This window comes from Allobosea sp. LjRoot90, assembly GCF_964254315.1.
GTDB lineage: Bacteria > Pseudomonadota > Alphaproteobacteria > Rhizobiales > Beijerinckiaceae > Allobosea.
In genome coordinates, this window is sequence record NZ_CAXUTF020000004.1 from 307,470 (window position 1) to 322,676 (window position 15,207).

At 65.9% G+C, this 15,207-nt stretch carries 9 protein-coding genes; 6 read left to right on the forward strand and 3 right to left on the reverse strand.

Annotated elements, in window-relative coordinates:
* The first annotated feature begins 49 nt into the window (after nucleotides 1–49).
* On the forward strand, nucleotides 50–1,249 hold the full coding sequence (locus tag ACSQ3M_RS16900; RefSeq protein ID WP_436151231.1) for an MFS transporter: 1,200 nt from the start codon (nucleotides 50–52) through the stop codon (nucleotides 1,247–1,249).
* A gap of 100 nt (nucleotides 1,250–1,349) precedes the next feature.
* Here ACSQ3M_RS16900 and secA read toward each other — a convergent pair whose 3' ends face one another.
* The gene (gene secA, locus ACSQ3M_RS16905; RefSeq protein ID WP_436151232.1) at nucleotides 1,350–4,196 is read right to left on the reverse strand and encodes a preprotein translocase subunit SecA; all 2,847 of its coding nucleotides are present in this window, start codon (nucleotides 4,194–4,196) and stop codon (nucleotides 1,350–1,352) included.
* Between the two features lie 307 nt (nucleotides 4,197–4,503).
* On the opposite strand from secA, the gene ACSQ3M_RS16910 reads away from it, so the two are divergent.
* From ACSQ3M_RS16910 to mutT, 5 genes are all read left to right on the forward strand, one after another.
* Nucleotides 4,504–5,361 carry a peptidylprolyl isomerase gene (locus ACSQ3M_RS16910; RefSeq protein WP_436151233.1) on the forward strand — a complete coding sequence of 286 codons (858 nt, stop codon included), beginning with the start codon at nucleotides 4,504–4,506 and terminating at the stop codon, nucleotides 5,359–5,361.
* Between the two features lie 132 nt (nucleotides 5,362–5,493).
* Nucleotides 5,494–6,747, forward strand: coding sequence for a bifunctional glutamate N-acetyltransferase/amino-acid acetyltransferase ArgJ (gene argJ, locus ACSQ3M_RS16915; protein WP_436151234.1), 1,254 nt, complete (start codon nucleotides 5,494–5,496; stop codon nucleotides 6,745–6,747).
* The gene (locus ACSQ3M_RS16920) at nucleotides 6,731–7,657 is read left to right on the forward strand and encodes a DMT family transporter (RefSeq protein ID WP_436151235.1); all 927 of its coding nucleotides are present in this window, start codon (nucleotides 6,731–6,733) and stop codon (nucleotides 7,655–7,657) included. Before argJ ends, ACSQ3M_RS16920 begins: the two co-directional genes overlap by 17 nt.
* Nucleotides 7,654–8,160 (forward strand): carboxypeptidase regulatory-like domain-containing protein, encoded by a 507-nt coding sequence (locus ACSQ3M_RS16925; RefSeq protein WP_436151236.1) that lies wholly within the window; start codon nucleotides 7,654–7,656, stop codon nucleotides 8,158–8,160. The genes ACSQ3M_RS16920 and ACSQ3M_RS16925 overlap by 4 nt, the downstream gene beginning before the upstream one ends.
* Before the next feature lie 6 nt (nucleotides 8,161–8,166).
* On the forward strand, nucleotides 8,167–8,571 hold the full coding sequence (mutT, locus tag ACSQ3M_RS16930; protein WP_436151237.1) for an 8-oxo-dGTP diphosphatase MutT: 405 nt from the start codon (nucleotides 8,167–8,169) through the stop codon (nucleotides 8,569–8,571).
* 129 nt (nucleotides 8,572–8,700) lie between these two features.
* On the opposite strand, the gene ACSQ3M_RS16935 is transcribed toward mutT, so the two are convergent.
* Together ACSQ3M_RS16935 and gltB are read right to left on the reverse strand one after the other, a co-directional pair.
* On the reverse strand, nucleotides 8,701–10,125 hold the full coding sequence (locus ACSQ3M_RS16935) for a glutamate synthase subunit beta (protein WP_436151238.1): 1,425 nt from the start codon (nucleotides 10,123–10,125) through the stop codon (nucleotides 8,701–8,703).
* A gap of 4 nt (nucleotides 10,126–10,129) precedes the next feature.
* Nucleotides 10,130–14,878: a glutamate synthase large subunit gene (gene gltB, locus ACSQ3M_RS16940; protein ID WP_436151239.1), complete on the reverse strand. Its 4,749-nt coding sequence runs from the start codon at nucleotides 14,876–14,878 to the stop codon at nucleotides 10,130–10,132.
* Nucleotides 14,879–15,207: the final 329 nt, after the last annotated feature.

The window sequence follows — 15,207 nt, forward strand, 5'->3', positions numbered from 1 at the left end:
AAGCGCTGTAGAAGAAGCGCCGACAAGGTTCGTGCGCAGGGACATCACAATGGTTGCAACGATCGAGGGGAGCCGCCCCCGCTTCGAGAAGACGACGATCTCCGTTCTGCTGGCGGTCAGCTTCTGCCACCTCCTGAACGATGTCATGCAGTCGCTGCTGGCCTCGCTCTATCCGCTGTTCAAGGCCAACTACGCCCTGGATTTCGTCCAGATCGGCCTGCTGACCTTGGCCTTCCAGGTCACGGCGTCGCTGCTGCAGCCGGTCGTCGGCACGGTGACCGATCGCTGGCCGATGCCCTATTCGGCGCCCGTCGGAATGGCTTCGACGTTCAGCGGCCTGATCCTGCTCGGCAATGCCCATAACTTTGCGGTGCTGGTCGTGGCGGCGTGCCTGATCGGCTTGGGATCGGCGATCTTCCATCCGGAGGCGTCGCGGGTCGCCCGGCTCGCCTCGGGCGGGCGGCATGGCCTCGCGCAGTCGCTGTTCCAGGTTGGCGGTAATCTCGGCTCGGCGATGGGACCGCTGCTCGCCGCCTTCATTGTCCTGCCTTTCGGTCAGGGCAGCGTCGCCTGGCTGTCGCTCATCGCGATGGCGGGTGTCATTGTCCTCACCCGGGTCGGGCATTGGTATGCGGCCCATCGCCGGGCCCAAGCCGGCCGCCCGGCTGCCAGCCGCGCCTTGCCGCTGCCGGGGCGGCGCGTCGCCTTCGCCTTGTCCGTCCTGGTGCTGCTGACCGCGACGAAGAACGTCTACATGGCGAGCATATCGAGCTACTTCACCTTCTACGTCATCGAGCAGTTCCAACTCGGCTTCCGCGATGCGCAGCTGATGTTGTTCCTGTTCCTGGGCGCGGCCGCAGTCGGCACCTTCGCCGGCGGGCCGATCGGCGACCGCTTCGGGGCGCGCTTCGTGATCTGGTTCTCGATCCTCGGCGTCATCCCCTTCGCGCTGCTGCTGCCTTACGCCAACCTGTTCTGGACCGGCGTGCTGTGCGCGGTGATCGGGCTGATCTTCGCCTCGGCCTTCTCGGCGATCGTGGTGTTCGCGCAGGAGCTGGTTCCCGGACGCGTCGGCCTGATCGCCGGCATGTTCTTCGGCTTCGCCTTCGGCGCGGGTGGGCTGGGCGCCGCGTTCCTGGGCGGCTTTGCCGACGCCTACGGCATCGCCTTTGTCTACAAGGTCTGTTCCTGTCTGCCACTGCTGGGGCTGCTGACCATCCTGCTGCCGCGTCTGCCGCAGCGCGGATGAGGCTTTGGTAAGCCCGCCGATCGTCGTGTGAGACGCCAGACATGGAAAAGGGCTCCGCCGATGGCTGGAGCCCTTTTTATTGTGCCAGATGGCGCTGCGGTCAGACGAACTGGCCGTGGCAGTGCTTGTACTTCTTGCCGGAGCCGCAAGGGCAGAGCTCGTTGCGGCCGACCTTGCCCCAGCTCTCGGGATCGGCCGGATTGCGCTCGGCGACGGCGAGGTCGCCATCGGTCGCGGCAAATTGCGGCTGACCACTCAGGAAGCCGGCGGGTGGGGGCGGTAAGGCGCCGCCACTGCCCTGGGCGAGATCAAGGCCTTCCTCCGGCGGCGCGTCGAAGCGGACCTCGACGCGCATCAGATTGCCGGTGACCTGCTCGCGCAGGCGGCCGATCAGACTGTCGAACAGCTCGAAGGCTTCCTGCTTGTACTCGTTCAGCGGGTCGCGCTGGGCATAGCCGCGCCAGCCGATGACTTGGCGCAGATGGTCGAGCGTGACGAGATGCTCGCGCCAGAGATGGTCGAGCGTCTGCAGCAGCACCTGCTTCTCGATATAGGTCATCACCTCTTCGGTGTTGCGCTCGATGCGCGCCGTGTAGTCGTCGTCGGCCGTCTTGCGGATGCGCTCGCGCAATTCGGCGTCGGCGATGCCCTCTTCCTTGGCCCAGTCCTCGACCGGCAATTCGAGATTGAGATAGGTCGTGACATCCTCGCGCAGGCCTGCGGCATCCCACTGCTCGGGATAAGCGTCCTCGGGGATGCGCCGTGAGACGGTGTCCTCGACGACGCCGTGACGCATGTCGTCGATGGTCTCGCGCACGCTGTCGGCGCGCATGAATTCGCGGCGCTGCTCGAACACGACCTTGCGCTGGTCGTTCATGACGTCGTCGTATTTCAGGATGTTCTTGCGGATGTCGAAGTTGCGCGCCTCAACCTTGCCCTGCGCCTTCTCGACCGCCTTGTTGATCCAGGGATGGACGATCGCCTCGTCCTCCTGCAGGCCGAGCTTCTGCAGCATGCCGTCCATCCGGTCGGAGCCGAAGATGCGCATCAGGTCGTCCTGCAGCGACAGGAAGAACTTGGAGCGGCCCGGATCGCCCTGGCGACCGCCGCGGCCGCGCAGCTGGTTGTCGATGCGCCGGCTCTCATGGCGCTCGGTGCCGATGATGTAGAGGCCGCCGGGGCGGGTCATGGTCTTGGCCGGGCGCGAGCCCTTGGCCGGCTCGAGCTCGATGGTCTCGGAGGCGTTGAGGACGATCTCGCGGAAGCGCGCGACTTCCTCTTCAATCGCCTTGATCTTCGCCTGCTTCTCCGGCCCGTCCTCCATGCCGGCGGTCTCGTGCGCGACGCGCATTTCGACATTGCCGCCGAGTTTGATGTCGGTACCGCGGCCGGCCATGTTGGTCGCGATGGTGATCGCGCCGGGCACGCCGGCCTCGGCGACGATGAAGGCCTCCTGCTCATGGAAGCGGGCATTCAGAACGGCGAACTGCTTGGCGCTCTTGCCCGAGCGGGCGGCGGCGTAGAGCTTGTCCAGCGCGTCGGGCTGGGCGAAGTCGATCTGCTTGAAACCGGCCTCCACCAGCATCTCGGCGACGAGCTCGGACTTCTCGATCGAGGCGGTGCCGACCAGCACCGGCTGCAGGCGCTCGCTGGCGCGGTCGAGCTCCTTGATGATCGACTTCACCTTCTCCGGGAAGCTGCGATAGACCTCGTCGTCGTCGTCGATGCGGGCGACCGGGACATTGGTCGGGATCTCGACGACCTCGAGCTTGTAGATCTGCTCGAACTCGTCGGCCTCGGTAGCGGCCGTGCCGGTCATGCCGGCGAGCTTCTTGTAGAGGCGGAAATAGTTCTGGAAGGTGATCGAGGCCAGCGTCGCGTTCTCGGGCTGGACGGTGACGTTTTCCTTGGCCTCGAGCGCCTGGTGCAGGCCTTCCGAATAGCGCCGGCCCGGCATCATGCGGCCGCTGAACTCGTCGATGATGACGACCTCGTCATTGCGGACGATGTAGTCCTTGTCGCGACTGAAGAGGGTGTGCGCCCGCAGCGCCTGGTTGACATGGTGCACCAGGGTGACGTTGACGGAATCGTAGAGATCGCCCTCCTTGAGCAGCCCGGCTTCCCTCAGCAATTCCTCGATATGCTCGTTGCCGGCCTCGGTCAGCGCCACGGTGCGCTGCTTCTCGTCGACCTCGTAATCGGTCTTGACCAGCCCCGGCAGGACCTTGTCGATCGCGACATAGAGGTCCGACTTGTCGTCGAGCGGCCCGGAGATGATCAGCGGCGTACGCGCTTCGTCGATCAGGATCGAGTCGACCTCGTCGACGATCGCGAAATGGTGGCCGCGCTGACTCATCTGCGCGACCTCGTACTTCATGTTGTCGCGCAGATAGTCGAAGCCGAACTCGTTGTTGGTGCCGTAGGTGATGTCGCTGGCATAGGCGCGCTGGCGCTCCTCGTCATCGAGGCCGTGCACGATGATGCCGACGGAGAGGCCGAGGAAACTGTAGATCCGGTTCATCCACTCGGCGTCGCGGCGGGCGAGGTAGTCGTTGACCGTGACGACATGGACGCCCTTGCCGGCGAGCGCGTTGAGATAAACTGGCAGGGTCGCGACCAGCGTCTTGCCTTCGCCGGTCTTCATTTCGGCGATGGCACCCTCGTGCAGCACCATGCCGCCGACCAGCTGAACGTCGAAATGGCGCTGGCCGAGCGTACGCTTGGCGGCCTCGCGCACCGTGGCGAAGGCCGGCACGAGCAGGTCGTCGAGCTTGGCGCCGTCGGCGAGCTGCTGCTTGAAGGTGTCGGTACGGGCGCGAAGAGCCTCGTCGGAGAGCTGCGCGACCTCGGCTTCGAGCGCGTTGATCGCGGCGACGCGGGGTTGGTAGCCCTTCACCCGCCGATCGTTCGACGAGCCGAAGAGTCTCTTTGCAAGCGCGCCAAGCATGTCTGGCCTTTCAATGGCGAATCCGGCCGGCGCCGACAGGCGCGGCCGAAAGCGGTAACCCTCAGAATTTCACGCGCGTGTTTAGACGTGCGCAGGCGCATGGTCCAGCACGCGCTTATCCGCGCGCATGTATGGTCCAGACGCTTGGGTTCCAAGAGCCTTGCCCCGTCGCGCGGTGTGATGCCGTCGATTGAACCAGGCCGGCCGGCTCGCGTTGATGTGCGAGGCGTCATCTTGCCAAGGCCGCGTTCTGCTGGCACTCAGCCTGCGAGATTCATTTCCGCGCCGTTCATCGAAAGGCCGATCCATGGTTTTGTCCCGTCTCGCCACGCTGTCGCTCGGCCTCGTGCTCGCCGCTACCGCGCCGGCCCTCGCGCAGCAGGACAAGCCCGTCGCCAAGGTCGACGGCATCATCATCACTGAAGGCGATCTCAAGCTCGCTGAAGACGACCTCGGCGAGCGCACCGCGCAGATGCCGGAAGACCGTAAGCGCGAGGAACTGATCAACTATCTGGTCGACCTCAAGCTCGGCGCCAAGACCGCTGCCGCCGCCAAGATCGGCGACGGGCCGGAATTCGCCAAGCGCCTCGCCTATAACCGCGACAAGCTGCTGCTCGACGAGTACCTGACGACCGAAGCCAAGAAGGCGGCGACGCCGGAAGCGGCAAAGAAGCTCTTCGAAGACACCGTCAAGGCGATGAAGCCCGAGGAAGAGGTGCACGCGCGCCACATCCTGGTGCCGGAGGAGGCAGAGGCCAAGGCGGCGCTCGCGCGGGTGAAGAAGGGCGAGGACTTCGCCAAGGTCGCAGCCGAGCTCTCCAAGGATCCGGGCTCGGGCAAGGAGGGTGGCGATCTCGGCTGGTTCGCCAAGGACCGCATGGTGCCGGAATTCGCCGAGGCTGCCTTCAAGCTGGAGAAGGGCCAGGTCTCCGAGCCGGTTAAGAGCCAGTTCGGCTGGCACGTCATCAAGCTCGAGGACAAGCGCAGCAAGCCGCTGCCGAGCTTCGACGAGGTCAAGCCGCAGATCGATCAGTATCTGGTCCGCAAGGCACAGCAGGACCTCATCGTGGCGCTGCGCGAGAAGGCCAAGGTCGAGCGTCTCGACAAGCCGGCCGCTCCGGCGACGCCTGCGCCGGCGACCCCGGCCGAGCCGAAGAAGCCCTGATCGGAGCCACCCCTTTCACAATACTGTCGCGATGCGCCCGGGCCATGCCCGGGCGTTTCGTTTTGAAGGGGCTCGGACTCTTGTCTTCGCCTCGCCGCTGCGGCACATCGGGGCACCGTTTCGAGGAGGCGCATGATGGCCGGCAAGGATGTTCCCGTTTCTCCGCTCGCGCCGAAGCGCCAGCCCAAGGTTCCGGCTGTGCCGGGCGTGCGCTTCGCCACGGCAGAAGCCGGCATCCGCTACAAGGGCCGTACCGACGTGCTCCTCGTTCTGCTCGACGAGGGCTCGCAGGTCGCCGGCGTCTTCACCCGCTCGAAATGCCCGTCGGCACCGGTCGACTGGTGCCGGGAGAATCTGGCGCAGGGCACGGCGCGCGCCATTGTCGTCAACTCCGGCAACGCCAATGCCTTCACGGGTCTCAAAGGCCGCGACTCGGTTGCGCTGACCGCGAAGATCGCGGCCAAGGCCGCAGGCTGCAAGGCGGAAGAGGTCTTCATCGCCTCGACCGGCGTGATCGGCGAGCCGCTCGACGCGACCAAGTTCGACGGAGTGCTGGCCGATTGCGCCAAGCGTGCCGCCGATGGGCCATGGTCGGACGCTGCCAAGGCAATCATGACCACCGACACCTTCCCCAAGGCGGTCTCGCGCAAGGCCAAGATCGACGGGCATGAGGTTGTCATCGCCGGCATCGCCAAGGGCGCCGGCATGATCGCGCCTGATATGGCGACGATGCTCTCCTTCGTCTTCACCGATGCGCCGATCGCGGCGCCGGTGCTGCAAGCCCTGCTCTCGAAGGGCGTGAAGGGCTCGTTCAACGCGATCACGGTCGATAGCGACACCTCGACCTCCGACACGCTGATGCTGTTCTCGACCGGCAACGCAAAGGCACGCGGCGTGCCGGAGATCACCGATCCCAGCGATACCCGGCTCTCCGGCTTCAAGCGGGCGCTGAACGCACTGCTGCTCGAGCTCTCGCATCTGGTCTGCAAGGACGGCGAGGGCGCCCGGAAGTTCGTCGAGGTCCGCGTCGTCGGGGCGCAGTCGGCGCGCTCGGCCAAGAAGGTCGCGCTCTCGATCGCCAACTCGCCTCTGGTCAAGACCGCGGTTGCCGGCGAGGACGCCAATTGGGGCCGCATCGTCATGGCGGTCGGCAAGGCCGGCGAACCTGCCGATCGCGACAAGCTCGATATCTCCTTTGGCGCGATCAAGGTGGCGGAAGCCGGTGCCCGCGCCGCTGCTTACGACGAGCAGGCCGTCTCCGACTATATGAAGGGCGAGCACATCGTCATGACCGCCGATCTCGGCCTCGGCCGCGGCAAGGCCACTGTCTGGACCTGCGACCTGACCAAGGCCTATGTCGAGATCAACGGTGACTATCGCTCCTGAGCCTGCCCGTCCTACGGGTCCGAGCAAGGCTTTCATCGTCGGAAACCTCGCCGCCTGCTCGTTCCTCTGGGGCTGCAGCTACCTGTTCGTCAAGCTGATGGCCGGTGAGGTCTCCCCTTGGGCGATCGCCGCCGGGCGCGGCCTGCTTGGTGCGGCGACGCTTGGCCTGTTCGTGGCGGCGCGCGGGCAGAGCCCGCTGCCACGCCGGCATGAACTTCGCCATTGGCTCGTGCTCGGCACGGCCAATGGCTGGCTGCCGAACGTGCTCGTCGCCTATGCGTTGATCCAGCTCGCCAGCGGGCCGGCGGCGATGATCCAGGCAGCAGGACCGCTGGTTACGGCGCTGTTCGCCCATCTCCTGTTCGCCGAGGAACGTCTCGGTCGGCGCCGCTTCGTTGGTATCGTGATCGGCATGGCTGGCGTCGCCATCCTGATCGGGCCGCGCCTGGCCGAGGGCGGTGGCACGGCGCTCAGCCTCCTCGCCATGGTCGGTGCGACCCTCTCCTATGCTTGCGCCAATCTCTACGTCCGCGCGGTGCCACCGCGGTCAGGCGATCCGATCCGGCTTGCGCTGGGCCAGCAGATGGTCTCCGGCTCGGGGGCGCTGCTGCTGACCCTGGCCTTCTCCGGCTGGGGCGCTCTTTCGGCCCTGCTGCCGCATTGGCAGGCCGCGTTGGCGCTTGGTGTGCTCGCGACGGCTCTGCCGGTGACGTTCTTCATGCGGCTGATCCGCGCTGCCGGGCCGACGCGCGCGGCGATGACCGGCTATCTGGTTCCGGCGGTGGCTGCCGTCATGGGTGTGCTCGTCCTCGGCGAAACGCTGGAGTTGCGGCAGATTATCGGAGGTTGCATCATCCTCGCCGGCGTCTTTCTGGTATCGACGGCGCCTGCGGGGGGACGTGCCAGATGAAGAGGATAGCCTGCGTGCTGGGCCTTGCGGCCCTGTCGAGTGCCTGCGTACAGGGACCGGTGACGACATCGTCTTTCTCGACCGAGGAGGCGGCCGTGATCCGAAAGTCCGGATCCGGCATCATCGTCGGCCATGCCTTTCGCACGCGCTCAAAAGGCCAGGTCGTGAATGCGGCCGGCGAAGTCGTCAGGCTGATCCCGGCGACGGCCTATGCCCGCGAACGCTTCAGCAGCATCTTCGAGAAGACCAAGTTCCTGCCGCACTGGCGCTATCCGAACGGTCAGGTCGAGCCGCTCTATGCGGAGTTCACCCGGACGACGAAGACGACGGCCAGGGGGCGCTTCAGCTTCGACAAGGTCGCGCCCGGTACATACTTCGTCTCAACCCAGGTGATCTGGGGCGAGGAAGATGCGATTTTCCGCGAGGGCGGTACGGTCTATGACGAAGTCACGCTGACCGGCAAGGAAACCGAGCCGGTCGAGGTCATCCTCTCAGGACATTAGCTTTTCGTGAAACTGCTGCTCGTCGTCGCCTGCGCGCTGATCGATCCGGATAATCGCGTGCTCGTCACCCAACGTCCCGAGGGCAAGTCGCTGGCGGGGCTGTGGGAGTTTCCCGGGGGCAAGCTCGAAGCCGGCGAGCGGCCGGAGCCAGCGCTCATCCGCGAGCTTTCCGAGGAGCTCGGCATCGAGGTGAAAGAGGCCTGCCTCGCGCCGCTGACCTTCGCCAGCTACGCCTATCCGGAATTCCACCTGTTGATGCCGCTCTATATCTGCCGGCGCTGGGAGGGGACGGTGATCTCGGGCGAAGGGCAGGCGCTGAAATGGGTCCGCCCCGGCAAGCTGCGCGAGCTCGCCATGCCGCCGGCGGACGAGCCGCTGATCCCGCCGCTGGTGGACCTGCTGGGGGCGTGAGCGCCGGCCGTCATTCTCGGGCGGAGCGAAGCGCAGACCCGAGAATCTCGTGACACGAAGGCGCTGGAGCTTCTTCCGGCCTGAGATGCTCGGGTCTTCGCCCGAGCATGACGCTGCACTAATTGTCGCTCAGCGCGGCAGGATGGTCTCGCCCATCAGGTGCTTGTCGATCGAGTGCGCCATCTGGCGGCCTTCGCGGATGGCCCAGACCACCAGCGATTGCCCGCGGCGCATGTCGCCGGCGGCAAAGACCTTCTCGACCGAGGTCTTGTAGGCCAGCATGTTGGCCTCGACATTGCCGCGCCCGTCGATCTTGACGCCGAGCTTGGCGATGAGCCCGTCGTGCACCGGCGAGACGAAGCCCATGGCGAGCAGGACGAGGTCGGCCTTGAGCTGGAACTCGCTGCCCTCGATCGGCTTGAAGCCGGCATCGACCCTGGCGCAATGCAGGGTCTTCACCTTGCCGTTCTCGCCGGTGAACTTGACGGTGCCGACGGCGAAGTCGCGCTCGGCGCCTTCCTCATGACTGGAGGAGGTTCGCAGCTTCAGCGGCCAGTTCGGCCAGGTCAGCTGCTTGTTCTCCTTCTCGGGTGGCTGCGGCATGATCTCGAGCTGGGTGACCGAGAGCGCGCCCTGGCGCACCGAGGTGCCGATGCAGTCCGAACCGGTGTCGCCGCCGCCGATGACGACGACATGCTTCCCGCCGGCCAGGATCGGGCGGGCATTGCCGGTGGTGTCCGGCTCGCCGCCATTGCGGCGATTCTGCTGCGGCAGGAAGTCCATGGCGAACTGGACGCCGTCGAGGTCGCGGCCCTCGATCGGCAGGTCGCGTGGCTTCTCGGCGCCGCCGGTCAGACCGATAGCGTCGTACTCTGCGAGCAGCTCCTGCGGATCGATGTCGATGCCGACATTGACGCCGTAATGGAAGACGACGCCTTCGGCTTCCATCTGGGTGACGCGCCGATCGACATGCGACTTCTCCATCTTGAAGTCGGGAATGCCATAGCGCAGCAAGCCGCCAGCGCGGGCCTGCCGCTCATAGACATGGACCTCGTGGCCGACGCGGGCGAGCTGCTGAGCCGCGGCGAGGCCCGCTGGGCCTGAGCCGATGATCGCGATCTTCTTGCCCGTCCTGGTCGAGGCCGGCTCCGGAACGATCCAGCCTTCCTCCCAGCCCTTGTCGACGATCGCGCATTCGATCGACTTGATGGTGACCGGGGTGTCCTCGAGGTTCAGCGTGCAGGACGCTTCGCAAGGGGCGGGGCAGACACGGCCGGTGAACTCGGGGAAATTGTTGGTCGAGTGCAGATTGGTGAGCGCGTCCTGCCACTTGTCGTTGTAGACGAGGTCGTTCCAGTCCGGGATCTGGTTGTTGACCGGGCAGCCATTGTGACAATACGGGATGCCGCAATTCATGCAGCGCGCGGCCTGGTCACGGGTCGCCTCCCGGCCGAGCGGGATCACGAATTCCTTGTAGTTGCGAATGCGGTCCGAAGCCGGACGATACTTCCGGTCGCGGCGGTCGATCTCGAGAAAGCCGGTTACCTTGCCCATCGTCTCACTCCGCCGCGACCGAGATGCCGGCCTGGGCCCGCTCGATTTCCAGTAGTGCGCGCCGGTACTCGACCGGCATGACCTTGACGAATTTGGGCAGGTACTCCGCCCAGTTCTCCAGGATGGCCTGTGCCCGCGCCGACCCGGTGTATTTCAGGTGGTTGGCGATGAGCTGGTGCAGGCGCTCGGCGTCATAGCCCGACATGTTGGCCATGACGTCGATGCGGCCCTTGAACTCGAGGTCGCCGCCATGGTGGTAGAGGCGCTGGGTCAGCTCCTCCTCTTCCGGCACCGGCTCGAGATCGACCATGGAGAGGTTGCAGCGCTTGGCGAAGCTCTTGTCCTCGTTGAGCACATAGGCGATGCCGCCCGACATGCCGGCCGCGAAGTTGCGGCCGGTCTGGCCGAGCACGACGACGACGCCGCCGGTCATGTACTCGCAGCCATGGTCGCCGGTGCCCTCGACCACCGCGATCGCGCCGGAATTGCGCACGGCGAAGCGCTCGCCGGCAACGCCGCGGAAGTAGCATTCGCCGGAGATCGCGCCGTAGAGCACGGTGTTGCCGACGATGATCGCCTCCTCGGCGAGCGCGCGCGACTTCGGGTCGGGCCGGATGATCAGCTTGCCGCCAGACAGGCCCTTGCCGACATAGTCGTTGGCCTGGCCGGTGAGATCGAGCGTCACGCCGGCCGCGACCCAGGCGCCGAAGCTCTGGCCGGCGGTGCCGGTGAGCTTCACCGTGATCGCATCCTCCGGCAGGCCGGCCGAGCCATGGCGCTTGGCGATCTCGCCCGAGATCATCGCGCCGGTCGAGCGGTCGACATTGCGGATCGCGCTCTCGATCACCACCGGAACACCGGTATCGAGCGAGGCGCCCGCCTTGGCGATCAGCGTGCGGTCGAGCACCGATTCGATCGGGTGGACCTGGCGTTCGACATTGCGGATGGCGACGCCCGCGCCGGGTTCCGGCTTGTGGAAGATGCGGGCGAAGTCGAGCCCCTTGGCCTTCCAGTGGTCGATCGCCTCTTTCTTGTCGAGCCAGTCGGAGCGGCCGACGAGCTCGTCGAAGCTCTTCACGCCCATCTTCGCCATGATCTCGCGCACGTCCTCGGCGAGGAAGAAGAAGAAGTTGATGACGTGCTCGGGCGAGCCCTTGAAGCGCTTGCGCAGCACCGGATCCTGCGTCGCAACGCCGACCGGGCAGGTGTTGAGATGGCACTTGCGCATCATGATGCAGCCGGCGGCGATCAGCGGCGCGGTGGCGAAGCCGAACTCGTCGGCTCCGAGCAGCGCGCCGATGATGATGTCGCGCGCCGTGCGCAGCCCGCCATCGACCTGCAGGGCGATGCGGCCGCGCAGCTTGTTCATCACCAGGATCTGGTGGGTCTCGGCGAGGCCGATCTCCCAGGGCGAGCCGGCGTGCTTGATCGAGGTCAGCGGCGAAGCGCCGGTGCCCCCCTCATAGCCGGCGATGGTGATGTGATCGGCGCGCGCCTTGGCGACGCCGGCGGCAACCGTGCCGACGCCGAGCTCGGAGACGAGCTTGACCGAGACGTCGGCCGCCGGATTGACGTTCTTCAGGTCGAAGATCAGCTGAGCGAGATCCTCGATCGAATAAATGTCGTGATGCGGCGGCGGCGAGATCAGGCCGACGCCCGGGGTCGAGTGCCGGACCTTGGCGATGCGCGCATCGACCTTGTGGCCAGGCAGCTGGCCGCCCTCGCCAGGCTTGGCGCCCTGCGAGACCTTGATCTGCATCATCGCCGAGTTGACGAGATATTCGGTGGTGACGCCGAAGCGGCCCGAGGCGACCTGCTTGATCGCCGAGCGCATCGAGCGGCCGTCCGGCAGCGGCTTGAAGCGCTCCGGCTCCTCGCCGCCCTCGCCGGTGTTCGACTTGCCGCCGATCGCGTTCATCGCCAGCGCCAGGGTCGAGTGCGCCTCGTGGCTGATCGAGCCGAAGGACATGGCACCGGTGGAGAAGCGCTTGACGATCGAGACCGCGCTCTCGACCTCGTCGAGCGGCACGGGCTCGCGGCCGAGCTCATCGGCCATCTTGACGTGGAACAGGCCGCGAATGGTCGAGAGCTTTTCGGTCTGGTCGTTGACCAGCTCGGAATAGGCCGTGAACTTGTCGCGCGCATTGCCGCGCACGGCATGCTGGAGCAGCGAGATGTTCTCCGGCGTCCAGGCATGCGCTTCGCCGCGGATGCGGAAGGCGTATTCGCCACCGATGTCGAGAGAGTCGCGATAGACTGGCGAGTCGCCGAAAGCGTCGCGATGGCGGCGCACGCTCTCCTCGGCGATCTCGGCAAGGCCGACGCCCTCGATCGAGGAGATGGTGCCGGTGAAGTAGGTCTCGATCAGGTCGCTGCGCAGGCCGACCGCGTCAAAGATCTGGGCGCCGCAATAGGACTGGTAGGTCGAGATGCCCATCTTGGACATGACCTTGAGCAGGCCCTTGCCGACCGACTTGATGAAGCGCTTGACCACCTCGTAGCGGTCGACCTCCGGCGGGAACTCGCCGGCCTCGAACAGGGCTTCGAGCGTCTCGAAGGCGAGATAGGGGTTGATCGCCTCCGCGCCGAAGCCGGCAAGACAGGCGAAATGGTGGATCTCGCGCGGCTCGCCGGATTCGACGACGAGGCCGACCGAAGTGCGCAGGCCCTTGCGGATGAGGTGATGATGGACCGCTGCGGTCGCCAGCAGCGCCGGAATCGGGATGCGGTCGGAGCCGACCTGCCGGTCGGAGAGGATGATGATGTTGTAGCCGCCATGGACGGCCGCTTCGGCGCGCTCGCACAGGCGGGCGATCGCGCCCTCCATGCCGGCCGCGCCTTCGCGCGTCGGATAGGTGATGTCGAGCGTCTTGGTGTCGAAGCGATCCTCGTAGTGACCGATGCAGCGGATCTTCTCGAGATCGTCATTGGTCAGGATCGGCTGGCGTACTTCCAGGCGCTTGCGGCGCGAGGTGCCTTCGAGGTCGAGGATATTCGGCCGCGGCCCGATGAAGGAGAGGAGACTCATCACGAGCTCCTCGCGGATCGGGTCGATCGCCGGGTTGGTGACCTGGGCGAAGTTCTGCTTGAAATAGGTGTAGAGCAGCTTCGACTTCGACGAGAGCGCCGAGATCGGCGTATCCGTGCCCATCGAGCCGACGGCTTCCTGACCGGTCACCGCCATCGGCGCCATCAGGATCTTGGTGTCTTCCTGGGTGTAGCCGAAGGCCTGCTGGCGATCGAGCAAGGCGACGTCGGTGCGCGAGGCGCGGGCCTCGACCGGCGGCAGCTCCTCCAGCACGATCTGGGTGCGCTTCAGCCAGTCCTTGTAGGGGTTGGCGAGGCAGAGCGTGCTCTTGATCTCGTCATCGCCGATGATGCGGCCCTGGTCGAGGTCGATCAGCAGCATCTTGCCGGGCTGGAGCCGCCACTTCTGGACGATCTTCTCCTCCGGGATCGGCAGCACACCGAACTCCGAGGCGAGCACCACGAGCCCATCATCGGTGACGAGATAGCGCGCGGGCCTGAGGCCGTTGCGGTCGAGCGTCGCGCCGATCTGGCGGCCATCGGTGAAGGCGATCGCGGCGGGGCCGTCCCATGGCTCCATCAGCGCGGCGTGGTATTCGTAGAAGGCGCGCCGGCTGTCATCCATCAGCGGATTGCCGGCCCAGGCCTCGGGCACCAGCATCATCATGGCATGGGCCAGCGAATAGCCACCCTGGATCAGGAATTCGAGGGCGTTGTCGAAGCAGGCGGTGTCGGATTGGCCCTCATAGGAAATCGGCCAGAGCTTCGAGATGTCGGCCCCGAACAGGTCGGAATCGACAGAGGCCTGACGCGCCGCCATCCAGTTGACGTTGCCGCGCAGAGTGTTGATCTCGCCGTTATGGGCGACCATCCGGTAGGGGTGGGCGAGGCGCCAGGACGGGAAGGTGTTGGTGGCGAAGCGCTGGTGGACGAGGGCGAGCGCGCTCTCAAAGCGTTCGTCGGTCAGGTCCTTGAAATAGGCGCCAAGCTGGGTGACCAGCACCATGCCCTTGTAGACGATGGTCCGGCAGGAGAAGGAGACCGGGTAATAGGTTGCGGTCGCCCGGTCATGGCGCTTGTAGACCTTGTTCGAGACCGACTTTCTGAGGACGTAGACTTGGCGCTCGAACTCGTCTTCGTCAGTGATCTCGGCCGGGCGGCCGACGAAGATCTGGCGATGGCAGGGCTCGGTCTCCTTGACGGCTTCGCCAAGATCGCTGTTGTCGACCGGCACGTCGCGCCAGCCAAGGAAGACCAGTCCTTCCTCCTCGATCGTCTGGGCGACGATCTCCTCGCAGAGCGCCCGGTTGTCGGCTTCCTGCGGCATGAAGAACTGGCCGATGGCGTAATGGCCGGGTTCGGGCAGCTCGATACCGATCCTGGCGCACTCCTCCTTGAAGAAGCGGTGCGGGATCTGGGTGAGGATGCCGCAGCCGTCGCCGAGCTTGGGATCGGCGCCGACCGCGCCGCGATGGTCGATATTGTGCAGGATCTGCAGGCCTTGCGCGACGATCGCATGGCTCTTGCGGTTCTTCATGTCGGCGATGAAGCCGACGCCGCAGGAATCCTTCTCGTAGGACGGATCATAGAGACCCTGGCGTGCCGGCATGGCCGGATCGCGCACCTCGGGGAAACGCTCGAACGCAGTCGTGGTGGTGGTGGCCTTAGCAGTGGTAGCCACAGCAGTGGTCTTGGCCATCGCGCTCGCCTTCCTGCCTTCGCTCATCGTCACCTCCGCCCATCCGCCGCCTTGGGCCCCGAAGCATACGCTCGGGAGCCAGCCAAAGTCCGCGCGTCGCCGCGCTGCTGCCGTTCCGGCTCTCTCCTTGCCGAGCAAGGATCGGGCCGGTTCGGCTTTATCGTCAGTTTGCGAAGGTTGCTTGCGCTGGTCTGGTCTTGCGCCCGCGTCCTCCGCAGGCGCCTCGGGCCTAAGCCCTGCCGCGCCTGGTTACGCCGCCGTTTTGCGGGCGGCGCGCGTCGTACGGTTGGCTTTGGCTTTATTTGCCGTACCTCCCGTCATCGTCCGCTCCATCCGCCTGCGCCGGGGCCTCGGCG

Coding starts and splice junctions, on each gene's coding strand:
- gltB (WP_436151239.1), bottom strand. CDS start 14,878: ATGAGCGAAGGCAGGAAGGCGAGCGCGATGGCCAAGACCACTGCTGTG.
- ACSQ3M_RS16935 (WP_436151238.1), bottom strand. CDS start 10,125: ATGGGCAAGGTAACCGGCTTTCTCGAGATCGACCGCCGCGACCGGAAG.
- ACSQ3M_RS16910 (WP_436151233.1), top strand. CDS start 4,504: ATGGTTTTGTCCCGTCTCGCCACGCTGTCGCTCGGCCTCGTGCTCGCC.
- ACSQ3M_RS16900 (WP_436151231.1), top strand. CDS start 50: ATGGTTGCAACGATCGAGGGGAGCCGCCCCCGCTTCGAGAAGACGACG.
- secA (WP_436151232.1), bottom strand. CDS start 4,196: ATGCTTGGCGCGCTTGCAAAGAGACTCTTCGGCTCGTCGAACGATCGG.
- argJ (WP_436151234.1), top strand. CDS start 5,494: ATGATGGCCGGCAAGGATGTTCCCGTTTCTCCGCTCGCGCCGAAGCGC.
- ACSQ3M_RS16925 (WP_436151236.1), top strand. CDS start 7,654: ATGAAGAGGATAGCCTGCGTGCTGGGCCTTGCGGCCCTGTCGAGTGCC.